Annotated in this window: 8 protein-coding genes; 4 read left to right on the top strand and 4 right to left on the bottom strand. The window is 61.5% G+C overall.

Going from position 1 to position 9,898, the window contains the following annotated elements; translation table 11 throughout:
* Window positions 1-96 precede the first annotated feature (96 nt).
* Entirely contained in the window at window positions 97-798 is a 702-nt protein-coding gene (locus ACZYOF_RS39640) for a serine hydrolase domain-containing protein (protein ID WP_463719147.1), read from the bottom strand.
* A gap of 294 nt (window positions 799-1,092) precedes the next feature.
* Here ACZYOF_RS39640 and ACZYOF_RS39635 point away from each other — a divergent pair, with 294 nt between their 5' ends.
* The 3 genes from ACZYOF_RS39635 (at window position 1,093) to ACZYOF_RS39625 (ending at window position 4,205) form a co-directional block, all read left to right on the top strand.
* Complete coding sequence (locus tag ACZYOF_RS39635; protein ID WP_463719146.1) at window positions 1,093-1,560, top strand: GNAT family N-acetyltransferase; 468 nt, start codon at window positions 1,093-1,095, stop codon at window positions 1,558-1,560.
* A 117-nt stretch (window positions 1,561-1,677) separates the two neighbouring features.
* Entirely contained in the window at window positions 1,678-2,640 is a 963-nt protein-coding gene (locus ACZYOF_RS39630; protein WP_463719145.1) for a phosphotransferase family protein, read from the top strand.
* A gap of 239 nt (window positions 2,641-2,879) precedes the next feature.
* The gene (locus tag ACZYOF_RS39625) at window positions 2,880-4,205 is read left to right on the top strand and encodes an MFS transporter (protein ID WP_463719144.1); all 1,326 of its coding nucleotides are present in this window, start codon (window positions 2,880-2,882) and stop codon (window positions 4,203-4,205) included.
* Window positions 4,206-4,411: 206 nt separating this feature from the next.
* Here the strand turns inward: ACZYOF_RS39625 and ACZYOF_RS39620 are convergent, their stop codons facing one another.
* Window positions 4,412-5,500, bottom strand: a complete 1,089-nt coding sequence (locus tag ACZYOF_RS39620; protein ID WP_130578945.1) for a TRAP transporter substrate-binding protein — start codon at window positions 5,498-5,500, stop codon at window positions 4,412-4,414.
* A gap of 289 nt (window positions 5,501-5,789) precedes the next feature.
* On the opposite strand from ACZYOF_RS39620, the gene ACZYOF_RS39615 reads away from it, so the two are divergent.
* On the top strand, window positions 5,790-7,031 hold the full coding sequence (locus ACZYOF_RS39615) for a glycosyltransferase (RefSeq protein WP_130578944.1): 1,242 nt from the start codon (window positions 5,790-5,792) through the stop codon (window positions 7,029-7,031).
* A gap of 83 nt (window positions 7,032-7,114) precedes the next feature.
* Here the strand turns inward: ACZYOF_RS39615 and ACZYOF_RS39610 are convergent, their stop codons facing one another.
* On the bottom strand, window positions 7,115-8,203 hold the full coding sequence (locus ACZYOF_RS39610) for a TRAP transporter substrate-binding protein (protein ID WP_130578943.1): 1,089 nt from the start codon (window positions 8,201-8,203) through the stop codon (window positions 7,115-7,117).
* A 198-nt stretch (window positions 8,204-8,401) separates the two neighbouring features.
* Entirely contained in the window at window positions 8,402-9,535 is a 1,134-nt protein-coding gene (locus ACZYOF_RS39605) for an Mrp/NBP35 family ATP-binding protein (protein WP_463698370.1), read from the bottom strand.
* Between the last annotated feature and the right edge of the window lie 363 nt (window positions 9,536-9,898).

The raw sequence follows: 9,898 nt of genomic DNA, 5'->3' as shown, positions 1-9,898 counted from the left end.
AACCAGCCGGTGTGATATCTCTCGTCATGGCGTTGCTCTCCTTTGTGGAATCAGCACCCCGAGCCTACCGGCTCAAGGTGGGCAACGCCGACCTCTTCAGTAATTCAACAGAACCCGGGACATCCCCAGAACGTCCGTAGACATGCTGTATTCAAACGTCGTGCCTGGCTGATAGGCGAGCGGCAATTGCGCCAGTTTGCTTACGACAGCCGCGAGGCTTTCACCGGGTGCGCCGATATTTGCGCTGCGATAGGCCTGCTTGACCAATGAGTCGCCGAATTGTCCGTAAGTCAGCCCAGAGGTGTGGCGCAATAAATCATGGATCGTCATTTCACGCCGAGGAGGCTCCAACACAAGTTCCGGCTTACCGGTCCCGTCGTTGGCCTTCTCCACGCCGACTTTGACCTCCTTGAATTCGGGCAGGAAGGCCGACACCGGCGTGACAAGCTGGAGCTTGCCCTCTTCCACCAACATCATGGCCGCGACGGATACGAGCGGCTTTGTCATGGAGGCGATGCGGAAGATTGCATCCGGCTTCATGGCGATCTGCTTCTCGCGATCTTGGTACCCGAACGCGCGCGAGTAAGCGACCTTGCCATTGCGCACGATCAGAACGACGGCTCCAGGAAGCTTTCCACTGTCCACCTCGGACTGGAAGGCGGCATCGAGTATCTTCAACCGCTGCGCAGATATGCCGAGCTCCTCTGGCTGTGAAGCTTTCGGAAGCGGCTCGGCAACTGCAGGAAAGGTGATGCAGACGGCGACAATCGTTGCAGACAAAAACCCGCGGAGCATCATCAGAAGCCCCCAATGGTTGGAAACAGCAACGTCAGGAAACGATGATTAGCATAACTGCCCCGCAACCAGATTTCAAGTTTTGATAGAGGAGGCGAATAAATACTACCCTTCAGCTTGTAACGCCAAATGAAATTCAATGCCCGAAATGGATCATACAGCGACATCGCGAAACGCGCTCTCCGCTGAGGCAAAGCGGGTATTCACACGCCCGCTCCACACCAAACAAAAAGCGGCCGACCTATTGCCCGGGTGTTGGCTCAATGCCAAAATTGCTGAATGCAAATACGAGACGCCTTGCCAGAAGACGCGCGTGCCGCCTGTATCGTGTTGAAGCGGTCGATAGCGGAGCTTTGCGAGGCTGACCATCGAAACGACCCCTCCATCCTGGCGCAATGGCTGGGCAACAAGACCCTTGAGAACTTCTGCACTTGGGTCAGGCGACCCGACAATTCTTTGCTCGTGGCCGTCGAAGATGACGACATTCTCGCGGTCGGTTCAGTGACCGATGCGGGAAGGATTGGCCTCAACTATGTGTCGCCCGATGCAAGGTTTCGGGGAGTTAGCCGCGCCCTGCTGCGCGCGCTGGAGGCGCGAGCCGCCGAACGAGGCAATGATCAGTGCAATTTGATGAGCACCGAGACCGCGCGCAGATTTTATCTGTCGAACGGCTATGTTGGAGACGGACCACCGGTTGGCACGTTTGGAACGAGTTTCGGCTATCCGATGACGAAGAGCTTGGCCAGCTCAATACGCCAGGATTAGGCGCGCGCTACGCTTGACCGGACTTTGGCACGGAAGTTCAGAACGCGCGCTTACCCAATCCCCGCTGCGAAGCACTTGCAGACACGGCCCCCGACGTGCGAGGAGGCCAAGTTTCGAATGGATGCCGCGATGAGCCTCAAGCCCAATTTGGAACTGTCCGTCGCGACGGCGCAGGCGATCGTTGATCAGACCGTTTTGAGGCAAGCTGTTGCGACGATTTCCAGGCTTCATGGCGGCGAGATCTCAGCAGTTTACGAGATCGCTTTCGCGGATCACGCGCATCCGCCGCTCGTACTGAAGGTCTATCCCGACGAATTGCATTGGAAGATGCAAAAGGAGTTAACCGTCGTTGGTCTCATCCGAGATCGCCTTAGCGTGTCTATTCCACGCATTCTGCTTGCGGACGACTCAAAGAGATTGCTCGGTCTAAACTTGACATTGATGACCAAGCTCGAGGGTTCGATACTGGGCCAACTGGAAACGACTCTGGACTCGGCGCAACGGCTATCCGCTTACGCACAAATCGGCCGGCTGCTTCGGGAGTTTCATTGCATCTCCATGGAAGCGTTCGGCTACATCGGTCCGAACGGCATCTGGACAGCGCATTCGACAAACCACCAGTACCTGACGCATCAATTCCAACGAAAGCTCAAGGAATTTGCTGAGCGCGGCGGAAATGCAGACCTTGCCAAGCGGGTTGCCAGGCATTTCGCCGACCGCGCCGAACTGCTCAGGGCCTGCATGCACGCGGTGCTATGTCACAATGATCTGCACGCGGGCAACCTGCTTGCCACCGTCTCAAATGGCCGCCTACTGCTCACTGGTGTTTTGGACTTTGAAGGCGCGCTGGCTGGAGATCCGCTGATGGATGTCGCCAAAGCACTCTATTATCTCGACGCAGAGGCCCGGCGCGCACTCCTTGACGGATATGGCGCCATGGACCGAAAGCACTGGCTCTTAACGCTCGATCTCTACCACCTATACTTCGTTCTCGAACTTTGGTGCTGGATGGCCCAAATTGGAAACAGGCAGCCTCGCGACCAACTGGCTTTGGACTTGGAGCGCTATAGCGCCGCGTGATCAGCCGAGGGGCGGCTTAGGGGCGGAACGCGACGTCGCGAAAAAGTGCTCGCCACTGACGCAAATCCTAGCCAAGCATCAAACTTTGGATACCGGTCGCGCAATTCGGACGCAGCCGAGAGCGATACGTTGACCGCGACTGCGATGAGCGCATGGCAGGAGGACGTTCCCGATGCGTTGCAAGTACTCGCGAGAGAACGAATAATCAACTTCATTGAATTGCTTCGAGGAAGGCGCGGTTGTCGATCGGCATTGAGGAGAACAAAGAGTTCAGCGTGAAACGCGCAGCATTTGCCGCCACTATCGGCAACATGCTCGAATTCTATGATTTCATTACCTACAGCTTCTTCGCGATACAGATCGGACACACCTTCTTCCCCACGCAAGGCGAGTATGGCAGCCTGATGCTGTCGCTCGCGACCTTCGGCGCGGGTTTCATCACGCGCCCCATCGGCGGGATCGTGCTTGGCATCTATTCCGACCGTGTTGGCCGGCGGCCGGCAATGCTGCTCAGCTTTGCGTTGATGGGGAGCGCGATCCTGGCGATCTCGATCACCCCATCCTACAATGCCATCGGTCTTGCAGCGCCGATCATTGTGATCGTGGCGCGCTTGATGCAGGGATTTGCGCTCGGCGGCGAGGTCGGGCCGACCACGGCCTATCTCCTGGAGATCGCCCCGCCCGAACGCCGGGCGCTGGTGGTTTCATGGCAGCCGACAAGCCAGCAGATCGCCGCCACCACCGGCGCACTGGTCGGCTTCATCCTGAGCAGGACGATGACGCCAGAGGCGCTACAATCCTATGGTTGGCGCCTGGCGTTCCTGATCGGGGCCATCTGCCTGCCGTTCGGGCTCTGGATGCGTCGGACGCTGCCGGAGACGGTCCCGCAAGACAAAAGTGGCGCCCGGCGCATTGAGCGCTCGAGCCATCTCGCGCTGGCGCGCCGGCACATTCGCCTGATCGCACTGGCGCTGATGATCTTGGCGAGCGGCACGATTTCGACCTATGTGACGCAGTACATGACGACCTATGCGCAGAACACGCTCCATGTGGCGCCGTCTCTCGCCTTTGCGACGTCGCTTGTCAGCAATGGTCTCGGAATCGCAGGCGCGTTGCTCGGAGGCTGGCTGGCCGACTTGCTGGGCCGCAAGCCCGTCATGATGTATCCGCAGCTCGTCACGCTCGCGCTGACCTATCCGATCTTCCTGTGGATCGCCGGTGCGCCCGGCGCGTGGTCGCTGTTGTTCGGCTTCGGCGTGCTATCGCTGATCGGATCGCTGCCGTTCACCGCCTTCTATGCGACCTTCACCGAGGCGCTGCCCCAGCAAATCCGCGGCGGCGTGTTCGCCACCGTCTACGCGGTTGCAATCGCAAGCTTCGGCGGCACCGCGCAGCTCGTGGTCACGTGGCTCCTGCATATTTCAGGAGATCCGCTGGCGCCGGCCTGGTACCTCTTGCTTGCCGCCGTCGTCGGACTTCTCGCGATGAGCCTGATGCCCGAGACGGCACCGGTGAAAGTGCAGGCTGCTGCACCGCCCCGTAGCCCGGGTGGAGCGAATGCCTAACCCGGGATCTAGAGCGTGATGATTTTTCTTCGAGTCGTCATCCCGCTCTATCTTTTTGTTTGAGCATGATCTCCGCGCAAACGCTTCGCGTTTGTCACGAGGGAAATGCTCTAGGCATCCACGATTACGAGCGATCCCGGGTTGCGCTCCGCTTCACCCGGGCTACGGGGAGGCTACCAAGCCTCCCCTTTTGATTGATCAACGGATCAGCTCTGCGAGTGGCGCGCCATGAAGTTGTCGTAGCCGACTTCGGCGACCTGGAACCATTGATAGCCGCTGTTGGAATAGGCTGTCAGCGAGTCATAGACCTTCTTGAAATTGGCGTTGCCCGCCGCGACTTCGGCGTGCAGCTCCTTGGCCGCCTTGAAGCTCGCTTGCATGATCTGTGGCGAGAAGGCGTGCAGCTTGGCGCCGCCGGCCAGCAGCTTCTTCAGTGCGGTCGGGTTCACGGTGTCGTACTTCGCCATCATCCAGTTGTTGGCGTGATGGCCGGCCTGCTCGAGGATGGCCTGGTAGTATTTCGGCAAGCTGTTCCACTTCTCGAGATTCACGAACACCAGCAGCATCGGGCCGCCCTCCCACCAGCCGGGATAGTAGTAGTGCGGCGCGACCTTCTGCAGGCCGAGCTTCTCGTCATCGTAGGGGCCGACCCATTCGGCGGCGTCGATCGTGCCTTTCTCAAGCGCCGGATAGATGTCGCCGCCGGCGATCTGCTGCGGCACGCAACCGAGCTTCTGCATCACGCGGCCGGCGAAGCCGCCGATGCGGAATTTCAATCCTTTGAGATCATCGACGGTGTTGATCTCCTTGCGGAACCAGCCACCCATCTGGCACGTCGTGTTGCCGGCAAGCAGCGATGTGACGTTGTAGCCCTTGAAGAACTCGTTCAGGAGCTCCTTGCCGCCGCCCATCATGTACCAGGCCTGATTGAGCCGCGCGTTCGGCCCGAACGGCACCGAGGCGCCGAAGGTGAAGGTCGGATCCTTGCCGAAATAGTAGTAGGACGCGGTGTGGCCCATCTCGACCGTGCCGCTCTGCACGGCATCGAGCGCCTGCAGGCCCGGCACGATCTCGCCGGCGGCAAAGGTCTGAATCTGGAATTTGTTGTCGGTGGCCTCGCCGACCACCTTGGCCATGATCTCGGCTGCGCCATGCAGCGTATCGAGCGATTTCGGCCAGCTCGTCGTCATCCGCCATTTCAGCTCCGGCATCGACTGCGCAATGGCCGGCGCGGCGAGAGTAGCGGCACCGGCGACACCAATGCCGGCGACTTTGATGAAGTCCCGTCGTTTCATGTTGTTTCCTCCCTTTTGATATGTGTCATCGGCCTTCGTACCGAGGCCTGAGAGCAGAATGGAACATCCCCTCGCCGATTGCCATCGCCAACGTTCGCCGCAGCGCGCGAAAAAAGCTTGGTCCGGACTGTCCGTCTCCTTGGCGTGCGGATTACCGACGCAACAAAGATCCGATCTGCTGCAATCGTCCGGTAGCGCGCGTATCCAAATCTCTCCCGTCCGACAATCGGCGGCCTGCCGTCGACTGGCTCGCAATAGCGCCTTCTGATCGATCGATGGGAAACAAGCCATGTCCTATAATTTCCTGGTGGCCTCTTGGGGAGGGCCCGGCCATCTCGGACCGACACTGACAGCGGCACGGCAACTGCGTGCGAGGGGCCACGACGTTCGCTTCATCGCGCGCGCCGACGCCCGTACGCAGGTCGAGGCTGCGGGTTTCCGGTTCGCGACCTGGCAACGGACCGCTCACTTTTCGCCCATTGCGCGGACCAGCGATCCCATCGAATACGCATGCGATAACCTGCTGTTTGGGCCGGCCGCCGCGCAAGGCGCTGATGTCAGCGATGAAATCCGCCGCGCCACCACCGACGGTGTGTTGGTCGATACGGCTCTGTTCGGCGCTGTGCTCGCTGCCGAAGCCGAACGTGTTCCTTGTGCACTGCTCTCACCCACCGTCAGCCTGCGACCTCTCCCAGGGCAGCCGCCAATCGGCAGCGGCTTGCCGGCGCCTCGCACGCCGGAAGAGCGCGCCGCCGTCGAGGCAGCAACCAGCCGGTTCGTTGCAGTCCTGAACGAATGGCTGCCGATGCTGAACGTGGCGCGGGCAAGCCTGCAGCTTGCCCCCTCCTCCCATGTCCTGGAGTTGTTCGACCGACCAGCGCGGTTCCTGATCGCGATGAGTGCGGCGTTCGACTTTGCCCCGGACTTCCTCCCCGGCAATGTTCGCTACATCGGACCGCTCCTGGATTCCTCGGATTGGTCGAAGCCGTGGATCTCTCCCTGGTCCCACGAGCCTAACCGTCCGCGCGCGTTAATTTCTTTCAGCACGACCAATCAAGATCAAACAGACGCGCTTCAACGTACGATCAACGCGATAGGAAGCGTGGAGATGGATGCGGTCGTGACGCTCGGACCTGCGGTGGAAGAGACGACCTTGCATGCGCCGGACAACGTAACACTGCTGCCGAGCGCCCCGCACGATGCGATCATGAAGGAGGCCTCGCTGGTTGTGACCCATGGTGGCCACGGCACGGTGAGCCGTTCACTCGCGCATGGCCTGCCGCTTCTGGTGATGCCGTTCGGACGCGATCAAGGCGACATTGCCGCGCGTGTAGAAGCCCGCGGCCTGGGGTTGATCCTTCCGCCAACCGCGGCCGAAGCGGAAATCGCCGCCGCGATTACGCGGCTCATCCGGGAGCCTCAATTCCTGATCGCTGCCCGCCAGTTCAGAGACATCATGACCGCCGAGGTCAGCGGAGCTCCGCTTGTTGGCGAACTGGAAGCAATCGTTCGAGCTGGAGCGAACGCTTAAATCCGGGACATCCGTTCGCAGCGCCCAAAAAAGCCCGGCCCCCGCGAGGGGACCGGGCTGTCCGTCTACTGCTTGAGATCTGCTCAGCCGCGGGTGCGCGAGCGGATCATGAAGCTGTCGTAGGTGTATTCGGCGACCTGCCACCACAGATATTCGTCGGAGCGGTAGGCCTGCATCGCGTCGATCGACTTCTTGAAGTCGGGGTTCTTAGCGGAGATTTCGCTCCACAGCTCGTTGGTCGCCTTCAGGCAGGCTTCCAGCACCTCGTTGGTGAACGGACGGAGCTGCGTGCCGCCGGCAACCAGTCGCTTCAGCGCGGTCGGGTTCTGCAGGTCGTAGCGCGCGGCCATCCAGCTATTGGCATTCGCGGCCCCGTTGGTGAGGATCGCCTGGTAGTTCTTCGGCAGCGCGTTCCACTTCTCGAGATTGACGAAAGCGTGGACGGTCGGGCCGCCTTCCCAGAAGCCCGGATAGTAGTAGTACTTCGCGACCTTCTGGAAGCCGAGCTTTTCGTCGTCATAGGGGCCGACCCACTCGGCGGCGTCGATGGTGCCCTTCTCCAGCGCCGGATAGATGTCGCCGCCGGCGAGCTGCTGCGGCACCACGCCGACCTTCTGCAGAACCTGGCCGGCGATGCCGCCGATGCGGAATTTGAGGCCCGAGAGGTCGGCGACCGTCTTGATCTCCTTGCGGAACCAGCCGCCCATCTGGGTGCCGGTATTGCCGCAGGGGAAACCGATCACGTTGAACTTCTTGAAGAACTCGTTGCCGAGCTGCTCACCGCCGCCCTGATACCACCAGGAGTTCTGCTGCCGCGCATTGAGGCCGAACGGGACGGAGGCGTAGATCGCGAAGGTCGGGTCCTTGCCCACGTAATAGTAGGCCACCGTATGCGACATCTCGACGGTGCCTGTCGACGTCGAGTCCAGCGCCTGCAGGCCCGGGGCGATCTCGCCAGCCGCGAACACCTGGATCTGGAATTTGTTGTCGGTCATCTCGGCGACGTATTTCGACAACTGCTCAGCGCCGCCATAGATCGTGTCCAGCGACTTCGGGAAGCTCGAGGTCAAGCGCCACTTGATTTCGGGGGAAGACTGCGCGATCGCCGGCGCGGCAACCGCGGTCGCGGCCGCACCGGCCGCAGAAACTTTCAAAAAGTCACGACGCTTCATCTTAAGGCATCTCCTTGCGGGGCGTTTCCCATTTGTCCCCAAAACATCTCATCCGGGGCGGGCGAATCCTCAGGCTCCGGGGCGCTCTGGCGGGGGCCGTTTAACACGGATGGCCGCCCGCGGAAACGCGACATTGGCATGACGGGACTGGACGAAAGTCGGAGGGGCGCGAGGGGAAATACCAGGCGGAAATGGCCGTCAAGCCGCGGCGATCACGCCCCGGAGCTGGTCACGGACGTTGGTCCCGATTGCGCGGTAAATCGCCGCGTGCGGCCCGTCCGGCTCGCTATCTACCACCGGATTACCGGAATCCGAGGTGGTGCGGATCGCCATATGGAGGGGAATTTCGCCCAGGAATGGCACCCCCAGCCGCTCGGCCTCATGCCGGGCGCCGCCATGGCCGAAAATGTCCGACCGCGTGCCACAATGCGGGCACTGGAAATAGCTCATGTTCTCGACGATGCCGAGCACGGGCACGTTAACCTTTTTGAACATGGCGAGCCCGCGCCGCGCGTCGATCAGGGACAGGTCCTGCGGGGTCGAGATGATGATGGCGCCCTTGAGCGGGACGTTCTGCGCCAGCGTGAGCTGCGCGTCGCCGGTGCCGGGGGGCATGTCGACCACCAGCACATCGAGCGTGCCCCAAGCGACGTCGCGCAGCATCTGCGTGATCGCCGACATCACCATCGGCCCGCGCCAGATCATCGCGGTGTCTTCCTCGACCAGGAAGCCGATCGACATGATCGAGAGCCCGAAGCGGGAGACTGGGATCATCTTCTTGTCGTCGTTGAGCGCCGGCTTCTCGCGGATTCCGGTCAGCCGCGGCACCGAGGGACCGTAGATGTCGGCATCGAGCAGGCCGACGCGCAAACCGAGATCACGCAAGCCGAGCGCGAGGTTGAGCGCGGTGGTCGACTTGCCGACACCGCCCTTGCCCGAGGCCACCGCGATGACGGCGGCGATCCCGGGGATTTCGGCCTGTCGCGACATCGGCGACGGCGCGCCTTGCGGCGGCCGATGCGTCGAGGCCGGCGCGATGCCGCCGCCGGCATGACGGTGCGGCTGCGGCGGGGCGGCCGAACCAGGCTTGCGCTCGGCCGTCAGCGCGATCATGGCGGCGGTGACGCCGGGAATGGCGCGCACGGCGCTCTCGGCCTGCGCGCGCACGCTTTCCCAGGCGCGCGCTTCCGCAGCATCGACATTGATCGAGAAGAACACCTTGCCGTCGCTGACCGTGATCGGCGACAGCACATTGGCATTGGTCAGGGCGACGCCGCGCGGCGACGTCACCCCGGCCAATTTCTCCAGAACCTGTTGCTGCGTCACGCTCACAGCCGCTCTCCTGCCGAATTTCCACATGCTCCGCCGCGCGATGATGCCTTCTCGACTGGAGAGGCGATCTCGGGCGCACCTCGCCCCGCTTGCGGGGAGAGGTCGAAATTCAAGCTACGCTTGAATTTCGGGTGAGGGGAGCCCCCGCGAATCCGTCTGTCACCGTGTTCGCGGAGAGAGCCCCTCACCCCACCCCTCTCCCCGTAAGAACGGGGGGGGGGGGGTGATGTGCCGCGGTCGGGCCCCCCCCCACTCAGGCCCCGCCTACCCCCCACTAAATTAGTTTACTCCCTAAAAGGGGGTTTTTGCACCCCCAAAAAATTTCCCCTTTTAAAGCCGGCCCCAACTGGTTCTTACATCCCC

The sequence above is a fragment of the Bradyrhizobium sp. LeoA1Lang genome, assembly GCF_055413685.1.
Note: the sequence above shows the minus strand (reverse complement) of the source record. Positions and strands in the feature narration are given on the sequence as shown.

Coding starts and splice junctions, on each gene's coding strand:
- ACZYOF_RS39610 (WP_130578943.1), bottom strand. CDS start 8,203: ATGAAGCGTCGTGACTTTTTGAAAGTTTCTGCGGCCGGTGCGGCCGCG.
- ACZYOF_RS39615 (WP_130578944.1), top strand. CDS start 5,790: ATGTCCTATAATTTCCTGGTGGCCTCTTGGGGAGGGCCCGGCCATCTC.
- ACZYOF_RS39630 (WP_463719145.1), top strand. CDS start 1,678: ATGGATGCCGCGATGAGCCTCAAGCCCAATTTGGAACTGTCCGTCGCG.
- ACZYOF_RS39620 (WP_130578945.1), bottom strand. CDS start 5,500: ATGAAACGACGGGACTTCATCAAAGTCGCCGGCATTGGTGTCGCCGGT.
- ACZYOF_RS39640 (WP_463719147.1), bottom strand. CDS start 798: ATGATGCTCCGCGGGTTTTTGTCTGCAACGATTGTCGCCGTCTGCATC.